The organism is Comamonas sp. BIGb0152 (assembly GCF_024809975.1).
In the GTDB taxonomy this organism is placed as follows: Bacteria; Pseudomonadota; Gammaproteobacteria; order Burkholderiales; family Burkholderiaceae_C; genus Comamonas.
Genome location: NZ_JANUDY010000002.1, coordinates 708,346 through 729,584 on the forward strand (window position 1 = coordinate 708,346; position 21,239 = coordinate 729,584).

At 63.5% G+C, this 21,239-nt stretch carries 20 protein-coding genes; 15 read left to right on the forward strand and 5 right to left on the reverse strand.

The window, feature by feature from the left end:
- The first annotated feature begins 29 nt into the window (after positions 1-29).
- Positions 30-521: a TfoX/Sxy family protein gene (locus M2375_RS06670; RefSeq protein ID WP_259164705.1), complete on the forward strand. Its 492-nt coding sequence runs from the start codon at positions 30-32 to the stop codon at positions 519-521.
- Positions 522-592: 71 nt separating this feature from the next.
- Positions 593-1,492: a 3-hydroxyisobutyrate dehydrogenase gene (gene mmsB, locus M2375_RS06675; protein ID WP_259164706.1), complete on the forward strand. Its 900-nt coding sequence runs from the start codon at positions 593-595 to the stop codon at positions 1,490-1,492.
- A 22-nt stretch (positions 1,493-1,514) separates the two neighbouring features.
- On the opposite strand, the gene M2375_RS06680 is transcribed toward mmsB, so the two are convergent.
- Complete coding sequence (locus M2375_RS06680) at positions 1,515-2,816, reverse strand: glutamate carboxypeptidase (RefSeq protein ID WP_259164707.1); 1,302 nt, start codon at positions 2,814-2,816, stop codon at positions 1,515-1,517.
- Positions 2,817-2,940: 124 nt separating this feature from the next.
- Here M2375_RS06680 and mnmC point away from each other — a divergent pair, with 124 nt between their 5' ends.
- From mnmC to M2375_RS06720, 8 genes are all read left to right on the forward strand, one after another.
- A complete protein-coding gene (gene mnmC / locus M2375_RS06685) occupies positions 2,941-4,926 on the forward strand; it encodes an FAD-dependent 5-carboxymethylaminomethyl-2-thiouridine(34) oxidoreductase MnmC (protein WP_259164708.1) in 1,986 nt (661 codons plus the stop codon).
- 221 nt (positions 4,927-5,147) lie between these two features.
- Positions 5,148-6,947, forward strand: coding sequence for a nitrite/sulfite reductase (locus tag M2375_RS06690; RefSeq protein ID WP_259164709.1), 1,800 nt, complete (start codon positions 5,148-5,150; stop codon positions 6,945-6,947).
- A gap of 18 nt (positions 6,948-6,965) precedes the next feature.
- Positions 6,966-7,367 (forward strand): DUF934 domain-containing protein, encoded by a 402-nt coding sequence (locus M2375_RS06695; RefSeq protein WP_259164711.1) that lies wholly within the window; start codon positions 6,966-6,968, stop codon positions 7,365-7,367.
- Entirely contained in the window at positions 7,364-8,002 is a 639-nt protein-coding gene (locus M2375_RS06700) for a phosphoadenosine phosphosulfate reductase family protein (RefSeq protein ID WP_259164712.1), read from the forward strand. Before M2375_RS06695 ends, M2375_RS06700 begins: the two co-directional genes overlap by 4 nt.
- Positions 8,003-8,035: 33 nt before the next feature.
- Positions 8,036-8,968 carry a sulfate adenylyltransferase subunit CysD gene (gene cysD / locus M2375_RS06705; RefSeq protein WP_259164713.1) on the forward strand — a complete coding sequence of 311 codons (933 nt, stop codon included), beginning with the start codon at positions 8,036-8,038 and terminating at the stop codon, positions 8,966-8,968.
- Positions 8,968-10,344, forward strand: a complete 1,377-nt coding sequence (locus tag M2375_RS06710) for a sulfate adenylyltransferase subunit 1 (RefSeq protein ID WP_259164714.1) — start codon at positions 8,968-8,970, stop codon at positions 10,342-10,344. Before cysD ends, M2375_RS06710 begins: the two co-directional genes overlap by 1 nt.
- A gap of 117 nt (positions 10,345-10,461) precedes the next feature.
- The gene (fdxA, locus tag M2375_RS06715) at positions 10,462-10,791 is read left to right on the forward strand and encodes a ferredoxin FdxA (protein ID WP_259164715.1); all 330 of its coding nucleotides are present in this window, start codon (positions 10,462-10,464) and stop codon (positions 10,789-10,791) included.
- A 108-nt stretch (positions 10,792-10,899) separates the two neighbouring features.
- On the forward strand, positions 10,900-11,235 hold the full coding sequence (locus tag M2375_RS06720) for an antibiotic biosynthesis monooxygenase (RefSeq protein ID WP_259164716.1): 336 nt from the start codon (positions 10,900-10,902) through the stop codon (positions 11,233-11,235).
- Positions 11,236-11,383: 148 nt separating this feature from the next.
- On the opposite strand, the gene M2375_RS06725 is transcribed toward M2375_RS06720, so the two are convergent.
- The 3 genes from M2375_RS06725 to M2375_RS06735 form a co-directional block, all read right to left on the reverse strand.
- Positions 11,384-14,248, reverse strand: a complete 2,865-nt coding sequence (locus M2375_RS06725) for a midcut-by-XrtH protein (RefSeq protein ID WP_259164717.1) — start codon at positions 14,246-14,248, stop codon at positions 11,384-11,386.
- A gap of 640 nt (positions 14,249-14,888) precedes the next feature.
- Positions 14,889-15,239 (reverse strand): RNA-binding protein, encoded by a 351-nt coding sequence (locus tag M2375_RS06730; protein ID WP_259164718.1) that lies wholly within the window; start codon positions 15,237-15,239, stop codon positions 14,889-14,891.
- A gap of 117 nt (positions 15,240-15,356) precedes the next feature.
- On the reverse strand, positions 15,357-15,566 hold the full coding sequence (locus M2375_RS06735; RefSeq protein WP_259164719.1) for a hypothetical protein: 210 nt from the start codon (positions 15,564-15,566) through the stop codon (positions 15,357-15,359).
- Between the two features lie 476 nt (positions 15,567-16,042).
- On the opposite strand from M2375_RS06735, the gene M2375_RS06740 reads away from it, so the two are divergent.
- Positions 16,043-16,564: an ATP-binding protein gene (locus M2375_RS06740; RefSeq protein WP_259164720.1), complete on the forward strand. Its 522-nt coding sequence runs from the start codon at positions 16,043-16,045 to the stop codon at positions 16,562-16,564.
- A 192-nt stretch (positions 16,565-16,756) separates the two neighbouring features.
- Positions 16,757-17,821: an FAD-binding oxidoreductase gene (locus tag M2375_RS06745; RefSeq protein WP_259164722.1), complete on the forward strand. Its 1,065-nt coding sequence runs from the start codon at positions 16,757-16,759 to the stop codon at positions 17,819-17,821.
- A gap of 171 nt (positions 17,822-17,992) precedes the next feature.
- Here the strand turns inward: M2375_RS06745 and M2375_RS06750 are convergent, their stop codons facing one another.
- Entirely contained in the window at positions 17,993-18,874 is an 882-nt protein-coding gene (locus M2375_RS06750) for a LysR substrate-binding domain-containing protein (RefSeq protein WP_259164724.1), read from the reverse strand.
- 119 nt (positions 18,875-18,993) lie between these two features.
- Here M2375_RS06750 and M2375_RS06755 point away from each other — a divergent pair, with 119 nt between their 5' ends.
- The 3 genes from M2375_RS06755 to M2375_RS06765 all read left to right on the forward strand — a co-directional run bounded on the left by M2375_RS06755 (position 18,994) and on the right by M2375_RS06765 (position 21,196).
- On the forward strand, positions 18,994-19,617 hold the full coding sequence (locus M2375_RS06755) for a glutathione S-transferase family protein (RefSeq protein WP_259164725.1): 624 nt from the start codon (positions 18,994-18,996) through the stop codon (positions 19,615-19,617).
- Between the two features lie 98 nt (positions 19,618-19,715).
- Positions 19,716-20,675, forward strand: coding sequence for an LLM class oxidoreductase (locus M2375_RS06760; protein ID WP_259164798.1), 960 nt, complete (start codon positions 19,716-19,718; stop codon positions 20,673-20,675).
- A gap of 44 nt (positions 20,676-20,719) precedes the next feature.
- Complete coding sequence (locus M2375_RS06765) at positions 20,720-21,196, forward strand: GNAT family N-acetyltransferase (protein ID WP_259164726.1); 477 nt, start codon at positions 20,720-20,722, stop codon at positions 21,194-21,196.
- Positions 21,197-21,239: the final 43 nt, after the last annotated feature.

A 21,239-nucleotide genomic window follows, 5' to 3' on the forward strand; every position in this document is an offset into this window, starting at 1 on the left:
GCCCCCCTGTTCTCAAGGTATCCCCACCCATGCCACGCCGCCCTCTAGACCCCGAAACCCTGCGCCTGATTGATGCTGTGCGCCTGGCACTGGCAGAGCAAGCCGTGGGCGTCTCGGTGGAAGAGAAGACCATGTTCGGCTGCCATGTCTTCATGGTGGACGGCAAGATGTGCCTGGGCGTGGAGAACGATGAGCTGCTGCTGCGCCTGGCGCCCGAAAGCCATGCGCAGGTGGCAGAAACACCGGGCCTGCGGCCGCTGTCGTCCAAGGGCTTGATGGACGGCTATTTTCTGGCAGGCCCCGCCGCCTATGCGACGCGTGAAGCCTGGCAACACTGGATCGATGCGGCGCTGGCCTTTAACCCCCGGGCCAAGGCCACACCGAAGAAAAAACCCAAGGCCGCCCCAACCGATCCATCCGCCAAGCCCGCGACACAAGCAAAAACCGCCAAGACTGCGGGCGATGCGGGCCCGGCCCCCACCGCCCGCAAACGCCACAGCGTGTTTGACAGCGATCTTTGAGCACTCACGCTGTCTTTCGCTATCCATGCCAACCAACAACCCCTCGCAATAACACCTTCAAGGAGACAAACATGGCAACTATCGCATTCATCGGCCTGGGCAATATGGGCGCGCCCATGGCCATCAACCTGGCCAAGGCCGGCCACCAGGTCAAGGCCTTTGATTTGAGCGCCGATGCGGTCGCTAAGGTCGTCGCAGCAGGCGGCAGTGCTGCCGCCCATGCACAAGACGCAGTGCAAGGCGCCGCAGTCATCGTCAGCATGCTGCCCGCCAGCCAGCATGTCGAAGGCCTGTTTCTGGGCCAGGGCGGCCAGCCCGGTCTGCTGCCAGGCATTGCCAAGGGAGCGCTGATCATCGACAGCTCCACCATTGCCGCAGCGACCAGCCAAAAGGTGGCCAAGGCCGCCCAAGCGCTGGGCATTGGCTTTATCGATGCGCCGGTCTCGGGCGGCACGGGCGGTGCCATTGCTGGCACCCTCACCTTCATGGTGGGCGGCAGCGCCGCTGATCTGGAGCGCGCCCGCCCCTTGCTGGAAAAAATGGGCAAGAACATCTTCCACGCCGGCGACGTGGGCGCGGGCCAGACCGCCAAGATCTGCAACAACATGCTGCTGGGTATTTTGATGGTTGGCACCAGCGAGGCCATTGCGCTGGGCGTTGCCAATGGCCTGGACCCCAAGGTGCTCAGCGAGATCATGCGCCGCAGCTCCGGCGGCAACTGGGCGCTGGAGGTCTACAACCCCTTCCCCGGCGTGCAAGAGGCCAGCGCCGCCACGCGCGGCTATACCGGCGGCTTTGGTACGGATCTGATGCTCAAGGACCTGGGCCTGGCACAAGAAAGCGCGATGACCGTGAAGGCCAGCACCCCGCTGGGCGGCATGGCACGCCAGCTGTACGCGGCGCACAGCATTGCGGGCCATGGCGGCGAAGACTTCTCCAGCGTCATCAAGATGCTGCAGAAAAAGGGCTAACGAGCACCCCGGAGCCAGGCACTCAAGGTGGGGCTGGCTCCGACAGCGCCATCACCATGCGCGCCACCAGGTACAGCCGGGGGACGATGCAGTCCAGCAGGATGTGCTCGCCATAGAGGTCATGCGCGCCATAGCCGCACACGCCCATGCCCTCAATCACCCCGCCCCGGGTGTTGAGAGCGGCAAAGGCCGCATCGGTGCCGCCGCCCAGCGCAATGTCGTTCACATGCAGGGGCAAGCCCAGTTCATCTTGGTAAATGGCTTTTGCTTGCGCGGCAATGCGGCGCGCGGCGTCGCTGGCCTGCATGGGCGGGCGGCGCAACTCAAAGCGGGCCGTCACCTTGCTGCCCTCCAGCAGGCGGTTCTTGATCTTTTCCTGCACCGCATCTTGCAGCGCCTGAAAATCCTGGGTCCGCAGCGCCCGGGCATCGCCCTGGGCCTGCGCATGGGGCGGCACCACATTGCGGCTGGTGCCCGCCTGCGCGACGGTCCAGTTCAACTTCAAGCCCCGCTCGGGCTGCGACAGATCACGCATCTGCAGCAGCTGGTGCGACAACTCATACAGCGCATTCACCCCCGCTTCGGGCTTGGCACCAGCGTGGGAGGACTTGCCCTGCACATCCAAAAACAGGGCACCGATGCCGCTGGTCGCCAGGTGCAAGCTGCCTTGCAGGCCACCGCTCTCGAACGAAAAAATGGCATCCTGGTCGCGCGCCAGTGCCGTGATGTGCCGGCGCGAGCCCGGCGAACTGATCTCTTCGTCGCTGTTGAACAGCACGGTGATCTCGCCAAAGGCGTCGTAGCCCAGCTTTTGCAGCATGGCGATGCTGTGCAGCACCAGGGCCACGCCTTGCTTTTCGTCCTCCACGCCCAGGCCGTACACGCGCTCGCCGTCAATCCGAAAAGGCTGCTTGTCCAGGTCGCCGCGCTGGTAGACGGTATCCAGGTGCGCAATCATCATGATCTTGGACTGGCCCCGGCCCTTGAAGAAGGCTTGCACCATGGGGCCTACCTGCTCGGGTGTGTCTTCCAGGCGCAGCACCTCTGTGGCCGGGATGATCTGCACATCGCCACCCAGGGCCTTGAGCCGCTCGGCCGCCACCTGGGCGATATAGCTCACGCCGCCGTAATCGCGGCTGCCTGATTCAACGTGAACCAGGTTCTTTAACGTGCTGAGAAATGGGGCTTGCTCCGCCTGCGCTGCGCTATGGACGGCGGGCAGCGCGCCAGCCGGCCTATCGGCGGCATGGCTGGGGACGGCATGGGCTAGCGCCCAGAGCATGCAGTGAGAGGCGAGAAAACGGGCAGACAGTCGAGCAGGCATGGAAGCCATGATAGTACGGGTTTGACAACAAATTGTCACAGATCTGCCATCCACGACCAGCCTTCCCAGCCTTTGCGATTGAACTCCCTACAATGCCCAGTCTTTGAGACTTTCTTCGCAAGCCATGACCGAGACCCTGCAATCGATGGCCAAGGGCAGCCCCGCCAGCCCCCGCAAAGCCGTTGATGCACTGGCCCAGGCCGAGCAGGTGTTTTTAGCCGGCTGTGGCCTGCCCCAGGCCTGGGCAGGCCAGCCGCAGTGGCGCATTTTGGAGACCGGCTTTGGCTTGGGGCTGAATTTTCTGGTCACCTGGCATGCCTGGCAGCACGACCCGGCCCGCCCTGCACTGCTGCACTTTGTGGCCACCGAGGCCTTCCCCATCGCCGCGGCCGACCTGCTGGAGCAGGCGCGCACGTTTCCCCATCTGCTGCCGCTGGCCGAGGAGCTGGCCGCGCAATGCTGGGGGCTACTGCCCGGCGTACACCGGCTACGCCTGGCGGGCGGCCAAGTGCTGCTCAGCCTGTTGATTGGCGACAGCCAAACCATGCTGCGCCAGCAGGAGCTGGTGGCCGACAGCATCTACCTGAACGGCTCGGGCCCAGAAAGCAACCCTGGCCTGTGGAGCCTGCACAGCCTGAAAGCGGTGGCACGCTGCGCCCGGCGTGGCACGCAGCTGGCCAGCTGGAACCTGGCTGGCCCACTGCGGCAAGACTTGGCCCAATGCGGTTTTGAGGTGCAGCAGGTGACGAGCGCGCAGCCCCCGCAGCGCGAGCACCTGCATGCCGTGTTTGCCCCCCGCTGGGAGCCCCGCAAGGCCCCGCTGTGGCCCCTGGGTGCGCAACAGCTGCCCGCCCGCTTGCACAGCGGTTCCCGCCATGCCGCCATCGTGGGCGCCGGCATTGCCGGTGCGGCCTGCGCCCGCCAGCTGGCCTTGCGCGGCTGGCAGGTGACGGTGCTGGATGCGGCAGCTCAGCCCGCAGCCGGCGCCTCTGCGCTGCCCGCCGGCATTTTTGCGCCCCACACCAGCAGCGATGACAGCCTGCTCTCCCGCATCACCCGCGCCGGCCAGCGCTGCACCTTGCAGTGGGCGCAGCAGCTGCTGCAAGCGGGGCTGGATTGGCAGATGACCGGCGTGCTGGAGCGCCGCCAGCTCGCCACGCCCAATGACGAAACCGCTGCCCATGGCGATGGGCCGGCGACAGCCCCGGTGCACCGTGCCGCGCATGAGCGGCCGCCGGCCTGGTCCACAGATTTGGCAGAGCTGGCTGCCGGCTGGAGTGTGGAAGCCGGCGCCGAAAAGCTGCTAGCCCAGGGCCTGTCAGTCGGCACCCCCGCGCTCTGGCACCCGCGCGGTGGCTGGTTGCGGCCCGCCGCCCTGGTCCATGCCTTGTTGGACCACCCCGGCATCCGCTTTGTAGGTGCTGCACCGGTGGACGCGATGGAGGCGCTGGAAGGCGCATTGCAGTGGTCGCTGAAGGATGCGCAAGGCCAGGAACACGCCCAGGCCGATCTGGTGGTGCTCTGCGCCGGGCCGCACACGCCCAGCATCCGCATCAACGGCCAGCCCCCCCGTGCGGGCCAGGCGCTGCAAACCATTCGCGGTCAGGTCAGCTGGGGGGTCTACCCGGCAGGCCAGGCGCCCACCGTGCGGCACCCGGTCAACGGCCATGGCAGCTGGGTGCCCTGCTTTCATAGTGGCACCGCTGCCGAGGCGGCCTGGGTGATGGGATCCAGCTTTGAGCGCGGCCAGCACCAGCTGCCGCCCACGGCAGAAGATGCCGCTGCCGCCCATGCCGGCAACTGGGCCAAGCTGCAAACCCTGCTGCCCACCGGCCACCGGCCCGATGCCTCGGCCTTTGCCCAAGCCCAACACTGGGCCCAGCTGCGCTGTGCATCGACCGACCGCCTGCCGCTGGTCGGGCCGCTGCTGCCAGCGCAGGCACTGCCCGATGGCCTGCTGAGCCCCTGGGTGGCCACGGCGATGGGATCGCGCGGGCTGACCTGGGCGCTGCTCTGCGCAGAGTTGTTGGCCGCCCGCCTGCATGCCGAGCCTTTACCGCTGGCCAACCCGCTGGCCCTGGCGCTGGCCAGCGACCGCTACTGCCAATAACAGGCAAACACCCAGGTGCACCGCCTGAGATGGCGCCCTTCAATATGCCATTTACTCACTAGCATTTGCCATTTTTATATAACTCAATGTCATACAGGACTGAGAAAAAAGTAGTTTGAGTTTATATAAAAACTTTTTACAGTACATCGAAACAGCCTAGCTACGCCGCCATTGGGGCAGCGGGCCATCCCGGGCTAGCCAGTTGCAACACCTGCACCACGATGTACCAATACACCCCATTTGACCGCCAGTTTGTCCAGGCCCGAGCCGACCAGTTCCGCGACCAGCTCAACCGCTGGGAAACTGGCCGATTGAGCGAAGAAGAATTCCGCCCGCTGCGTTTGCAAAACGGCTGGTATGTACAGCGCTACGCCCCCATGCTGCGGGTGGCTGTGCCTTACGGCGAGATCAATGCCGACCAAATCCGCGTGCTGGCCCGCATTGCGCGGGAATACGACGCCCCCGAGGCCGAGCTTTACCAAGAGGCGCTGAAAACCCAGGGCGCCATGGGCACCACCTACCTGCCCACGCACTACGCGCATTTCACCACCCGCACCAATGTGCAGTTCAACTGGATTCCGCTGTCCAAGTCCGCCGATGTGATGGACCTGCTGGCCAGCGTCAACCTGCACGGCATCCAGACCAGCGGTAACTGCATCCGCAACACGACCACCGATGCGCTGGCCGGCGTTGCCGTGGACGAGCTGGTAGACCCCCGCCCCTACGCCGAAGTGCTGCGCCAGTGGACCACCCTGCACCCCGAGTTCGCCTTTCTGCCGCGCAAGTTCAAGATCGCGATCAGTGGCTCTGAGGAAGACCGCGCCGCCACCGGCTGGCACGATGTGGGTCTGCACCTGACCAAGAACGCGGCCGGTGAGATCGGCTTCAAGGTGTTTGTCGGCGGCGGCATGGGCCGCACGCCGGTCATCGGCACCCCCATCCGCGAGTTTTTGCCCTGGAACCAGGTGCTCAACTACATCGAAGCGATTGTGCGCGTCTACAACGAGCGCGGCCGCCGTGACAACAAGTACAAGGCCCGCATCAAGATTCTGGTCAAGGCCGAAGGCCAGGTCTATATCGACGCGGTGGAAGAAGAGTTCCGCCAGATTGTCGAGGTCGATGGCGGCCCGCACACCATCCCCCAAGCCGAGTTTGACCGCGTGGCAGCCTGCTTTGTCGCGCCAGACCTGTCGGGCTACCCGCAGGTCAACGCCACCGAAGCCAAGCACCAGCTGACCGAGCAAGGCGTGCGTGAACCTGCCTTTGGCCGCTGGGTCAGCCGCAATGTGCGTGCCCACCAAAACCCCCAACTGCGCGCCGTGGTGCTGTCCTTCAAGCGCGTGGGCCAGGCGCCCGGCGATGCCTCGGGCGACCAGCTCGACGCACTGGCGCAACTGGTAGACCAGTTTTCTGCCGGCGAAGCCCGTGTGACCCATGACCAGAATGTGGTGTTGCCTTGGGTGCATGTCAGCCAGCTGCACGCGCTGTGGCTGCAAACCAAGGCCCTGGGCCTGGCCAGCACCAATGTGGACCTGCTGACCGACATGATCGCCTGCCCCGGCGGCGACCTGTGCGCGCTGGCCAATGCCCGCAGCCTGCCGATTGCCGCGGCCATCACCGAGCGCTACCAGGACCTGGACGAGCTCGATGACATCGGCGATATCGACCTGCATATCAGCGGCTGCATCAACAGCTGCGGCCACCACCACAGCGGCCACATCGGCATCCTGGGCGTCGACAAGGACGGCAAGGAGTGGTACCAGATCACCGTGGGCGGCTCCGACGGCGCCACGCTGTCGGGTGCAGCCCAGGCCGGCAAGGCCATCGGCCCCTCGTTCAGCGCCGCCGAAGTGCCGGGCGTGATCGAAGCCGTGCTGACCACCTACCGAGATCTGCGCGGCAACGGTGAGCGCTTTATCGACACCGTGCGCCGCGTAGGCCTGGACCCGTTCAAGGAAGCTGGCAAATCCGCCCGCCTGCCTGAAGCGGCGGATACCGCTACCGAAACCACCGAAGCCTGAGCCTTGAGAAGAGCAACGATGAGCATTCCTACCGATTTCCAGATCCTGGCCGCAGGCGCCCACACGCCAGCTGCTGAAGGCGACACCCGCGTGCTGCTGCTGGCCAACGATGCCGATGCAATGCAGGTGACGCTGGATGGCGTTGAACGCATTGACCTCGACTTCCCCGCCTTTACCGATGGCCGCGCATTCAGCCAGGCCTACCTGCTGCGCCGTCGCCGTGGCTTCAAGGGCGATATCCGCGCGCTGGGTGATGTGCTGATTGACCAGCTGGTGCAGATGCACCGCACGGGCTTCAGCAGTGCTGTGCTCAAAGAAGGCGTGGATGCGGCCGATGCGGCGCGCCAGTTCGAGCGTTTTGCCGGTTTTTACCAGGGCGACGTGGAAGCCAAGCCCCATTTTGACCAGGCGGCCGCATGAGCACGACCACCCTCAGCCCCCAAGAATTGGCCCGCGTGAACGCCGAGCTGGGCAAGGACGCCGCCGGCCTGGTGCGCTGGGCCCTGTCGCTGGGCCAGACCAGCATCGTGACCACCAATTTCCGCCCGTTTGAAGCGGTGATCCTGCACCTGGTGAGCCAAGTGCGGCCGGATGTGCCGGTGGTCTGGATGGACAACGGCTACAACACCGAGGCCACCTACCGCTTTGCCGATGCGGTGACCCGGCAGCTGGGGCTGAACCTGAAGATCTACCTGCCCCGCCGCTCGCGTGCCCACCGCGAGGCCGTGGAAGGCGCCACGCCCGCGCTGGACGACCCCCGCCACGCCGCCTTTACAGAAGAAGTGAAGCTCGAACCCTTTGCCCGCGCGCTGCGCGAGACCCAGCCCCAAGTCTGGTTCACCGCCTTGCGCGCCACCGACACGGCCGTGCGCGCCCAGATGGAGCCTGTCAGCTTGAACCCCGATGGCCTCATCAAGGTGGCACCGCTGCTGCACTGGTCGTCCAAGGATTTGTACGAGTACTGCGAAAAGCACGGTCTGCCCAATAATTTTGACTATGTGGACCCCACCAAGGGCGAAGAGAACCGCGAATGCGGCCTGCACATCGCCCACTGAATGCGCGCTGCCCGCCTGACAAGAAAGTTTGATATGAACGCCCGTGTTGAAACCGATGTGCTCAACCACCTGAGCAACCAGCACCTGGACGCGCTGGAAGAAGAAACCATATTTATCCTGCGTGAAGTGGCTGCCGCCTTTGAGCGCCCTGCGCTGCTGTTTTCTGGCGGCAAGGATTCGCTGGTGATGCTCAAATGCGCCGAAAAAGCCTTTGGCGCCGGCCGCATCCCCTACCCCTTGCTGATGATCGACACCGGCCACAACTTCCACGAGGTCACGGATTTCCGCGATCTGCGCGCCCAGGAGCTGGGTGCTGAGCTGATCGTGCGCAGTGTCGAGGATTCAATGGCGCGCGGCACCGTGCGCCTGGCCCACCCCGGTGAATCGCGCAATGTGCACCAGTCGGTGACCTTGCTCGAAGCGATCGAGGAGTTCCGCTTTGATGCGCTGATTGGCGGCGCGCGCCGCGACGAAGAAAAAGCCCGCGCCAAGGAGCGCATCTTCAGCCACCGCGACAGCTTTGGCCAGTGGCAGCCCAAGGCCCAGCGCCCGGAGCTCTGGACCCTGTTCAACACCCGTCTGGCACCCGGCGAGCATTTCCGCGTGTTCCCGATCAGCAACTGGACCGAGCTCGACGTCTGGCAGTACATTGCCCGCGAAAACATTGCGCTGCCCAGCCTCTACTACGCCCACCAGCGCGATGTGGTCGAGCGCAAGGGCCTGCTGGTGCCCATCACCCCGCTGACTCCCGCCCGCGACGGTGAGACCGTCGAGAGCCGCACCGTGCGCTTTCGTACCGTGGGCGACATCACCTGCACCTGCCCGGTGAGCAGCGATGCCGCCACCGCCGACGACATTGTGCTGGAGACCCTGGCCGCCGATGTGAGCGAGCGCGGTGCCACCCGCATGGATGACAAGACCAGCGATGCCTCGATGGAAAAGCGCAAGAAAGACGGATACTTCTGATGACGACCGATACCCTGGCCAGCGCTGCACAAGGCAAGACCAGCAGCCCTGCACACACCAACACCGGCACGGCTTCGGCCCTGCGCTTTATCACCTGCGGCTCGGTCGATGATGGCAAGTCCACCCTGATCGGGCGCCTGCTGGTCGACAGCAAATCGGTGCTCCTGGACCAGCTCGCCGGTGTGCAGCGCAGCGGCGAGACCGATCTGGCCCTGCTCACCGATGGCCTGTCTGCCGAGCGCGAGCAAGGCATCACCATCGATGTCGCCTACCGCTACTTCGCCACCGAAACGCGCAAGTTCATCATTGGCGATGCGCCCGGCCACGAGCAGTACACCCGCAATATGGTGACCGCTGCATCGAGCGCCGACGCCGCCGTGGTGCTGGTGGATGCCACCAAGCTGGACTGGCAGAACCCCCAGCTCGCCCTGCTGCCCCAGACCCGCCGCCACAGCCTGCTGGCCCATTTGCTGCGCGTGCACTCGCTGGTGTTTGCGGTCAACAAGCTCGATGCAGTGGCCGACCCGGCGCTCGCCTTTGCCAATATCCGCAATGCCCTGGCGGCATTCGCCCAGGCGGCCGGCATCACCGTGGCAGCCACCATCCCCGTGTCGGCCTTGAAGGGCTGGAACGTGGTCAGCGCCCATACCGGCTGGGCCGGCTACCAGGGCCCGAGCCTGCTGGAGCTGCTGGAAACCCTGCCCAGCACCCCGGCCGACGCCGACCAGCCTTTCGCTTTTTCAGTGCAGTGGGTGGAGAAGTTTTCTGCCTCGGCCGACACCCACCAGGGCCGCCGCATTTTCTGGGGCCGTGTGGGCACTGGTGATGTAGCGCCCGGCACGGCCGTGCAGATCCTGCCTAGCGGCCAGCGCGCCACCGTGGCCCAGGTGCTGGACCACATCCGCCAGCCCCTGGCACGCGGTGCAGGCCAAAGCGCCGGCATTGTGCTGGACCGCGAGGTAGACGTCTCGCGTGGGGACTGGATCATTGCCGCACCGGCAGCGGTTGCAGCGCGTGCAGCCGATGACGATTTTGATACCCCCGCCGAGCAAGCTGCTTGGCCTGTGACGCGCGAGATCACCGCCACCATTGCCTGGATGGACAACGAGCCCTTGCTGGCCGGCCGCGTGTACTGGGCGCTGCATGGCCGCCGCTGGATCAAGGCCAAGGTGCGCAAGGTGCTCAACCGCCTGGACATCAACACGCTGGAGCGCCATGCCGCAGAGCAGCTCGAGCCCAATGCCATCGGCCGGGTCGAGATCACGCTGCAAGAGGCCATTCCTGCAGCCGCCTTTGTGCGCTCGCGTGAATTGGGCTCGCTGATCTTGGTGGACACAGCCTCCAACAGCACAGCTGCTGCGGTACTGGTGGAGTAAAGCCCCAAGTCCCGCAGTTAAAAACCACGTTATTCGGAGGTGGGCTAGGTGCTTGTGCACAAAAACCGTAAAATCCTCCGCTGTTTGTTTGTCTGAATCACTGGCGAAACCCATTCCATGACCCACGTCGTCACCGAAAACTGCATCAAGTGCAAATACACCGATTGTGTGGACGTCTGCCCTGTTGACTGCTTCCGCGAAGGCCCGAACTTCCTGACCATCGATCCGGACGAATGCATCGACTGCGCCGTTTGCATCCCTGAGTGCCCTGCCAACGCCATCTTTGCCGAAGAAGATGTGCCCGCCGACCAGCTGGCCTTCATCAAGCTCAATGCCGAGCTGGCACTGGCCGACGGCTGGAAGAGCATAACCAAGCGCAAGACGCCGATGGAAGGCGCCGACGAGGCCAATGGCATGCCCGACAAGCTCAAGGACCTGATCCGCTGAGCTACCCTTCATGCAGGGACGCCACGCTGTATGCTCGCCCCCTGAATCCCGCCAAGCCAGCCGCCGTGCTGGCTTTTTTATTGTCCGCGCCCACCCAAAGCCAACGCCATGCACAGCGCCATCTTCGCAAATACACCGCAGCCACCGTACTACGCGGTCATCTTCACCTCGCAACGCAGCGACACCGAGCACCAGGCCTATGCCGACATGGCCGATGCCATGGTGGCGCTGGCAGGGCAGCAGCCGGGATTTTTAGGCGCAGAAAGCTGCCGAGGCAGCGATGGCCTGGGCATCACCGTGTCCTACTGGCAAACCGAGGACGACATCCGCCGCTGGAAAGCCCACAGCGACCACCTGATCGCCCAGCGCATGGGCACAGAACGCTGGTACGCGCATTACGCGGTGCGGGTGGCGAAGGTGGAGCGGGCCTACGGCATGCGCTGAACGGGAGCGACTTGGTTCCACCCAGGCGGCTCACCGATTCGGAAACCCGCCACGATGGTCGCTTCAGGTTTGCTTGCGCCATGCCATGGTGGCCACAGAAGCCGGCCCTGCACCCCATCGCGCCCGAACGCCGCAGGGCCTGCGCCGGTCAGTCCACGATCAATTTGTGGTTGTTCAGCAGCTGCGTGATGATCTGCTGGTCCGTCGTGGCGCCGGCGTACAGCGATGGCAGGTTGACGCCCTCCAACAGGATCTGCTGCGTCTCCTGCGCTGCGGTGTAGCTGGTACCGACCGCATGCGCGTCTGCGGCAAATCCTCCCGTGTGGCTGATGTGCACCACGGTGTTGCCGCTGGACACCTCAAAGTGCAGGTAGTCGGCCAGGTTGCCCGCGCCATTGCCGGGCCCCACCGATTCCCCCTGGAGCAGCTCGCGCAGATCCAGCACATCGCCGCCGGCGGTATTAGACCCTGCCGCAGCCGTGGCGAAGTTCTGAATACGGTCCACCGCAGGGGTGCCTGCCGCCCCCTGATCGCCAAGACGCCAGACAAACACATCCACAAAATTCTCACCGGCATCGCCGCCGATGAGCGTGTCATTGCCGGCGCCGCCCCAAAGCCAGTCGGACCCGGCGCCCGCGTTGAGGCTGTCGTTGCCACTGCCTCCCGAGAGCATGTCAGAGCCAGGGCCAGACGCCAGCGTGTCATTGCCTGCGCCGCCCAGGACGATGTTGTTGCCACTGCCGGCATGGATCGTGTTGTTGCCGCTTCTCCCCTGTATGTACTCATTGGCCGAATTGCCCGTGTAGCTGCCGCTCTCCGTGGTGGTGATGTCCACGGTCGTGTAGGCCGCCTTGAGTGTGACCACGCTGGATGTGGAGGCCGTGGCCCCCCCGTTCACCTCGGTGGCCGTAACCTGCACCGTCAGATTGCTGGCGTTCGTGCTATAGCTGCCGGGCAGGTTCAGCATGAGCAGGGGCAGCTCGGCTGCCGTGAACTGCCAGACGCCGCCGCCCAGGTTGGTGCCCGCACTGAAGGTCAAGCCCGTGGGCACGTTGCTGATCCTCACCGACAGCGATTCCGAACCGTCGGTATCCACCAGTCGGGTGTTGACCGGAAATCCTACGCTGGTGCCGCCCGTGCCCTGCGCGATGGCCAGCAGGGATTTGAGCAGCACGAGGGAAGGCGCGGTCGCAGAGCCCACGGTGATATGGACCCTGGCCGTGCTGCTGCCCCCGTGCCCGTCGCTGATGGTGTAGTCGAACCCCGCCAGGCCTTCGAAATCCGCGTCGGGAGTGAACACAAGCTGGCCACTCATGTCGCTCAGGGTGCCATGGACGATGGACTGGACAGACGCAACCGCCAGACTGTCGCCATCGGGATCGCTGTCGTTGTCCAGCAGCTGCGAGAGCGAAATGGCCTGCGCCGTGTTGACCTTCACGACAAAGCGGTCGTCATTGGCCACCGGAGCACGGTTGAGCGGCACGACCGCAATGGTGACGGTGGCAAGGTTGCCGTTGGCCTGCCCGTCATGGGCGCGGTAGGTGAAGCTGTCTGTCACCGTAGGGCTGCCGTTGTGCGTATAGCTAAAAGTGCCATTCGCATTCAAGATCAGCATTCCCTGCGCAGGACCGGTCACCAGCACGGCGACCAGGGCGTTGCCATCGGGGTCCGTGTCATTGGCCAGCACGCTGGTGGCACCGCCCACGAGCGTGTTGGCCGTCCCACCCTGGCTCACGGAGATCGCGTCTGCGACCGTCACCGGCGGCTGGTTTCCCGGGACGATGGCATTCACCGTCACAGTGACGCTGGCCGCGACGCCGCCGCCCCTGCCGTCGCCGACGGTATAGGTGAAGTGATCGACGCCCGAGAAGCCGGCATGGGGCGTGTAGATCGGATTGCCCGAGACAGCATCCACAACCACCGAGCCGTTGGCGCCCTGGCTGACGCCGGTGACGGTCAGGCTGTCCCCATCGGCATCGCTGTCGTTCCCGCGCACGGCGATGGTGACGGAGCTACCGGCATCGGTGGTAGCCGTATCGTTACCAGCCACGGGCACCCGGTTCACAGAAATATTCAGCGTACTGGACGCACCGGTGTGGACGCTGTAGCCGATGACCAGCGGATAGCTGCCGCTGTAGTTCGCATCCGCCTGAAAAGTGAAGCTACCGTCCGCCTGCAGCGCGAAGGTACCGCGCCCCGCCACGTTGCGGGAGCTGCCGGCCGCCACGGTCTGGCCTTCGTAGCTGAAGCTGGCCACCACGAGCGCCCCATCGGCATCGGAATCGTTGGACAGCACATTGCCCGCGCGCTGCCCGGCTGTGTCCACCAGCACGCTGTCAGGCGTGAGCACGCTGGGGTGGCTGCCGCGCACGGTGGCCGCCGCATCGGCGCACAGCTGCGCCACATCCACCCAGCAGGAGCCTGAACCTGCGGTCTCCAGCACAAAACCCACCGCGCAGGCACTGCCCGGGCGCGGCGTGGTGGTGGGAAGGATGGCCGGCACGCCCAGAGGAAAGCAGGTGTTCCACGCGGGCTCCGTCAGGTTCGTGATCTTGAGCCTGGCCGGGGCCTGGTTCTGGTAGACCACCGGCAAGAATCCCAAGGGCGCGCCATCGGCCGCCAGGGCTGTTGCCTGTACCGGAATGCTGCGCGTTTCCCCCGCAGCCTGGATGAAAGCCTCCTGCAACTCCTGGATCTGCGCCTGGACCCGATCTCCCCAGACGGCCAGGGACGCTGTGACGACCATGGCGCCGCCCATAGCCCAGGCACGCAGGGAGTGCAGGGAAATGTGGCCTTTGCGCAATCCCCAGGCCAGGCAAGCCCCCATGGCCAGCGCAAGAAGCGCAAGGGCCAGGGGATGCCCCACGGGGATGGCCGCCGGAGCCAGCGCCGCCAGGGGCGCCACGGTGATGCTCTGGGCCTGGGCCGCCGGCGCGGCAGCCGCTGTGGCCAGCACAGCGCTGGCTTGCACAAGTACGGCGCAAAAGGGAGTGGAATGGAGTCGATGCAACATGGGTTCGCCTGGAAAAAACGAAAGGAACAGGTGCAGAAAAGCCCCTCCCCTGCCCCTCAGGCGCGTCACAAGCGACTGCCTTTTTGACAATTGCTTACTTTAGCCGCCCATTCACGCGGCGTATATCCCTTATTTCAGCTATTCCACGCGGGACAGGCGCATTCAACGGTGCATGCCAGTCAACAAAACCGCGCAAACGCAAAGCCATGGCCCAGCGGCCAGCCAGGCAAAGCCATCCATCCCCGTTTCTTGACATACAAAGCCATCAGCCTTTGCGTGACGGGGAGGATTGGCGACGCGGTGTGATGGGGCAGAGACACTGACCCTGCATCAGAAAAAAGACGGGGACTGACTGGGGGCGCCAGCTGTCTCCAAGGCAGCCCCCTGCCTCAGTGGGCGTTGCCCACAAAGCGCAGTGTTGGCCGGCAACAGCGCATGGCTGCGGCCTGCCGCTGAGCTTTTGCGGCCCATGCCGGCTGCTCGACGGCATTCACAACGGCCACCATCAGCGACTAAAGGCCCAACAAAAAGGCCTGAGCCCGGTAACGTACCGTGCTCAGGCCTTGGGCCTCTGGCATTCAACCGTCCAAGCTCTTGGGCTCAGTTCATTGCGCGCCAGGTCTTTGACATGGTCAGGACGTTAGTAGCGTCCACCACCATGACCACCGTTGCCATAACCCACGTCCGAGCGGCCGCTGGAGCGGAAGCCGGCGTCGCCATATCCACCAGCGCTTCTGGATTCTTCACGCGGACGGGCAAGGTTGACGACGATCGCGCGGCCATCCACTGACATGCCATTCAACGCAGAGATCGCTGCCTGGGCCACCTCAGCGGATGCCATTTCGACAAAACCGAAACCCTTGGAGCGGCCGGTTTCACGGTCCATCATGACCTTGGCGGAGGAGACATCACCAAATTCGGCAAAGTTGCTCTTGAGGCTGGCATCGGTCACCGAGTAGGGCAAGTTGCCCACATAAATTTTGTTGCTCATGTTGGAGCCTTTCTAAATAAGTGTGCGCTGTGAAAGAGCGCACTGATCGAATGCGAACGTGAGGATCAACGTCACATATGCGAGGGAGTTTGGATGGGATCTGGGTTCACCAGAACCTCAACATGCCGGAGGGTGCGGCATGCACGATTGAAGCCAGCCTTGGGTGACTGCAAACATCCGTGCTGCTTCCCGAGAAGCAAAGGTCTTGTCAAAGCGGAATACGCGGCAATAGTTGCCATTGCCTTGCGATCGCTGGACCGAGAAAGAGGCGCTGAAGCGGCCACTGCTGGTCTCGAGGGTCGTGGGCGAAACGACGTACTTGCCCATGGAAATAAAAGTCTTAGAAATGTGGATCAATCAGGATCACAGGTCTTGCAGACCTGCGCGAGCTTGGAAGTACTGTGTTGACTGCAGCTCTACAGGTCAACAAGGCGAGTTACGCAAAAGATGCTTTGAGGTAGCACTGCGCTACGAACAAGCGGGCCAAGAAGCCGTTGCACATCCAGCGCACACTTCTCTGCCGGGGCTTATTATACACTGATAATTATATAAATTCTAATTTTTATCATTTTTTTCTATAAAGCAGCGCCGTGCAGCTCGAACTTGAACGGCATGAACCGGTTTGACACGCCCAAAAGCAGTCGCTATGCTTGCGCGCCATGGCCTGCTCGCACATCGCATTGATGATTCGCACCATCCCGAGGATGGTGGGTTAGCGCGCGGCCTGAGCAGCCATAAGCAACCCGCCCCCTGAGGCGGTTTTTTTCTGCCTCCTGGGGCTTTCTGGACCACAGGAGATAGGAATGAGCGAATTCGATAAGACGCAGACCGGCACATCCGTTTGCGTGCCCGCTGTGCTGCACATGGTCTGCGGGAAGATCGGGGCTGGCAAGTCAACGCTGGCCCAGCGCCTGGCGACGGAGCCGAGGACGGTTCTCATCAGTGAAGATGATTGGCTCGCACGCCTGTACCCCAACGAGATTCACGCCATCGCCGACTACGTTCGTTGTGCCGGCAGGTTGCGTGAAGCGATGGCCGGCCACATTGAGGCGCTGCTTTGCGCTGGCACCTCGGTCGTGCTCGATTTCCCTGCAAACACGCTAAAGACCAGAGCTTGGGCTCGCAGCATTTTCGAGAAAACGGGGGCCACCCATTACCTGCACTACTTGGATGTGTCCGACGAGGTCTGCAAGACGCGCCTGCGTGCTCGAAATCTCGCTGGAGCGCACCCCTTTGAAACGACCGATGCGGAGTTCGACCAAATCACTGCACACTTCGCCGCGCCAAGCGTGGAGGAAGGCTACAACGTCGTGCGCCATGGCTGAACATGGGGCCGCTCGTCGCTGGCTTTCGGAGCACGGGCGTGGCAGGCAGAATGCGGCCCGTACCGGCCCTTCGTCTGAGTGCAGCATCCCCTGACCGACCCGCCGCCCATGGAGGCCCGCGCTCTTCAATGGATGCGGAAACACGTTCCAGCCCTTGGGATCAGCGCATCACCTCCCAACACCTCCACACCCATGCCGATCTTGTTCAAACCCATTCCAGCCGCCAACCGCCGAATCCAGGCCATCGTAGTGGGCGGTGGTGTCATGGGTGCATCGGCTGCTTGGCATCTGTCCAAAGCCGGCGCAGCCGTGGCCTTGATCGAAAGCGCCCCAGGCAGCCTCAGCACCGCGACATCCTCCTCTTTCGGCTGGGTCGGTGCCAGCGCCAGCACCCCTTCTGACAACCAGTCAGCCTTCGCTGAGAGGTTGAAGGCACTGGCAGAGTTCGGATCGATCGAGCGCGAACTCGGCCCGTTGCCGATCGCCGCGCGCGGCGCGCTGCTTTGGTGGTCACAGGAAGACGAAACAGCCGCCATGATTGCGGAGCACAGGGCCGCCGGCACGCGAATGGAAGGTCTTGTGCGCGCCCAGATCACCGAAAAGGAGCAGACGCTTGCAAAGCCGCCGCCACTCGCCGCCTGGGCGCCCGACGATTTCGCATTGGAGCCCGCCGCATTTGCACGCCAGCTGCTGGCCGGCGCACAGGGCTTAGGAACATGCCTGCGCCAAGCAACCGTTGATGCTGTCGACGTGGTGGGCAACCGGGTCGTGGGCGTCGTTGTGCAAGGGCAGCGACTGGCTGCCGACACAGTGGTGCTTGCCAATGGCTATGGAGCGCGCGCGCTCGCCTGGACTGCAGGCGTTGATCTGCCCCTCCAGCAATCGCCAGCGGTGTTGCTTCGATTTGGTACAGAAGCCTATGGCCTTCGGCACCTCGTTTGTGCGCAGGACCTGGAGCTGCGCCCCTCGCTAGCGGGTGGGCTGGTTTCTGCGGCGGACTATCCAGAAAACGGTGACAGCGGCTTGTCCGCGCTTGCAGCGCGCACGGGCGATCGTATTGCGCATCTGTTCGGGCTTGCAGTGGCACCTAGCCCGGTCGCCATCAACGCTGCACAGCGTCCGATGACGGCGGACGGCAAGCCCCTCTGCGGCCCAGTCGGTGAGATCGAAGGCCTGTTTGCGCTGGTCGCGCACCCCGGGGTCATCCTGGCCCCTCTTCTGGGCCGGCTTTGCGCCGAATCTGTTCTAGACGCTTGATCGCGATATCCGCTGCGGGTCGTTGCTGTCGCGCAGCGATCTGGGTCCAAGGGCCGTCAAAAGCCCAAAAGCCAAAGGCCCAAAAGCCCAAAAGCAGACGGGACCTGACTCGTCTTGCCGACGCACGAACAAGCTGGCCAGAGATGCAGCGTAGTTATTGGCTGGCTGCGCTTACAAGGCCGCCTCTGCACAGATCCAGTCCAAGAACGCGCGCACTTCAGGGCGCTCAACCGCCCCGGGCCGCGTCACCGCGTAGTACGCAAATCTTGCTGGCCAAGGCTTGTCCAGCACCTGAATAAGCCGGCCTGCCGCGATCTCTTCCAAGGCATAGGCTTGCGGCACCAGCGCCAGGCCCTGGCCCGCCTCTGCCGCGCGAATCAGCAGGAAGTCGTCTTCAAATGCGTTGCCCCGCTCTGATCGCCCGTCGTCAGCCACTCCATGCGCTTTGAGCCAAAGCGGCCAATCTGCGCGATCGCCGTCGTGCAGCAAGGGGTAGGCAAGGCAATCGCCCGCCTCGCGGATCACCGCCTTGTGGCGCTTCATGAATTCGGGGGACGCGACCGGCGTCAAAACCGGCGCCATCAGCGGGCTGACCTCCAGCCCTGGGTAGTCTCCCAGTCCATGGCGCAAAGCCACATCCACGCGGTCACGTAGCAGGTCGACCAATTCCGACGTGGCCTCCACGCGGATTTCAACATCCGGGTGCAGTTGCTTGAACCGCCCAAGGCGAGGCACCAGCCACGATGCGGCAAAGGTGGCAACTGTGCTGACCGTCAGGCTGCGTCTTTCCTTGGCGCTTTCCAAGGTCTGCATGGCCTGGTCAATCTGAAAAAACGCGTCGCGCAGCCTCGGGTACACGCTGGCACCTGCCTCAGTCAGGCGCATGCCAAAGCGTTCACGCTCCAGCAACACAACCCCAAGGCGATCTTCCAGCACACGGATTTGCTGGCTGACGGCGCCGGGGGTGACGTGCAGGGCCTGCGCTGCGGCCTTGACGCTTTTGCGCTGCCCAACCTCTACAAATGTGCGCAGTGCCTGTAACGGATAGGCCATATATATCTTTAGATTTACTAAATTTACTAAGCAAAAATGATCGCTTTTCAGGCAACGTATTTAACAAGAGAATTTGCCTTCCCAGTCATTCTTTTAATTTTAGTTTATCTGCAAACTCAATGCTGCACCTTTATTCCGATAGTTCCCCCAATGGTTTCAAAGCGACCATTGCGCTTGAAGAGCTTTCTTTGCCTTACCAACTGCACCATGTGCGCATCGATGAAGGCGACCACCGACAGCCCGGTTTTCTAGCGCTCAACCCCCATGGCCGAATTCCGGTACTCACGGACAGCGAGACAGGTGTGGTGCTGTTCGAGTCCGCAGCCATCCTTTTGTACCTGGCCGACAAGACTGGAAAGCTTTTGCCGACGGATCCGCGAGCCCGATGGGAGGCAATCAAATGGTTGCAGTTCCATGCATCCAGCGTCGGGCCCATGCTGGGCCAGCGCGTGCACTTCTCGCTTTTTGCAGATCCGCCCATCCCGTCGGCCACGGAGCGCTACCAGCGCCTGACGGAGGAGGCGTTCACAGTGCTGGACCAGGCCTTGGCAGATCGCCCGTATTTCGCCGGTGTCGACTACTCCATCGCAGACATTGCCCATTTCGCTTGGCTGCACATTGCACGAATCATCCACTTTGACTTCAGCCACTACCGCTGCCTCAGTGCATGGTTTGAGCGGGTCGCGGATCGGCCCGCCGTACGCAAGGGCACCACATTGCCAGCCCCCGCAACCAGTGCATGAACCCGCAACAGATCCTAGAAATGAACACATCCAACCCCTCTCAACGCCTGGCCGGCGCCTCCTACGCCTCGTTTTACGCACACCCTGGCTACCGGCGCATGTTCGCGCCAGACCGGCTGACCCTGGGCATCTTTTTACCGCTGCGCAGTTTCAAAGGGGATATGTCGGTACTCCAAGGTCAGGCCGACCTGGTCACCGAGATGGACGGGCAGGGCTTTGCTGCCGTATGGGTGCGCGACGTACCTTTGTTCGATCCCTCGTTTGGAGATGCAGGGCAGGTGTTCGATCCCTTCGCTTATCTGTCCTACCTGGCAGCGCGAACCACAAAGCTGGCCTTGGCAACGGGGAGCGCCATTGTCTCTTTGCGCCACCCCATCGACGTGGCGAAAGCAGCCGCCACCATTGACCAGCTCTCCGGCGGCCGCCTGGTAATGGGTGTGGCATCTGGCGACAGACCCCTGGAGTTTCCGGCCTATGGACTGGCGCATGCTGCCCGCGCCGATCGTTTTGCCCAGGCAATTTCCTACCTGCGCCAGCTCCTGCAGTCCGGCCATCTGGACATCAGCTCTCCGCTGGGGCGCTTTGAAGGCGCCGAGCTTCTGCCCCAGCCCGTGTCCGCCCGCATTCCACTGATGGTGACAGGATCCTCGGGACAATCACTGGCGTGGATTGCTGAGAATGCCGATGGCTGGCTGACCTACCCCAACGCAACCCATACACCCCGAGGACCACAGCACTTGGCGGAAAAGATTCGGGCTTGGCGTGCGCTGATTCCTGGGGGTGCGTTTCGACCGCACATGACCAACGAGTGGATCGACCTGGTGGATGACCCTGCTTATCCCCGCACGCCCTTGCACGGAGGCCATGTTCTGCGCACCGGGCGCAAAGGGCTGATCGCCTTGCTTGAGGAGTGGCAGGCAGCAGGGGTGAACCACGCTGCACTTGGCATACAGTTCTCACAGCGCCCGCCAGCCGAAGTGCTGGAGGAGTTGGCCCGGGAGGTGCTGCCGCACTTCCCCTCGCACGAAGGAGTGCCGGCAGCTTGCGTGACCTGGTGACCTCCGACCATCCCATGAATGACAAAGCCAGAGCCAGAGCCCGTATGAACAAAGACCGCCCCACGCTGAGCCCCCTGAAAATCCGCCCCCTGGAAACGCGCGATCGAACGCCTTGGGCGCAGCTCTACCGCCAGTATGCGGACTTCTACCAATCCACCATGACCGATGCGATTCTGGATCGGTCATGGTCATGGCTGATGGACCCACACCATCCCCTGGAGGGACTGGTCGCAGAGGCAGAGGATCAGCAGTTGTTGGGACTGGCGCACTTTCGTGCCTGCCCTGACCCGCTGATCGCACAGGACGTCGGGTTTCTCGACGACCTGTTTGTGGCGCCAGACAGGCGCGGCTCAGGCATTGGCCGCCGCTTGATCGTTGGCGTGGCGGCCAAAGGGAAAGAGCGCAACTGGGCTGTGTTGCGGTGGATAACGGCGGATTCCAATGCCCCGGCGCGCCAGCTCTACGACCAGCTGGCACAAGTGACCCACTGGGTTAGTTATGACCTTGATTTGCAACGCTAGCGAGGACATTGGCCACTGCGGTGGTCGAGCCGTGCATCCACGG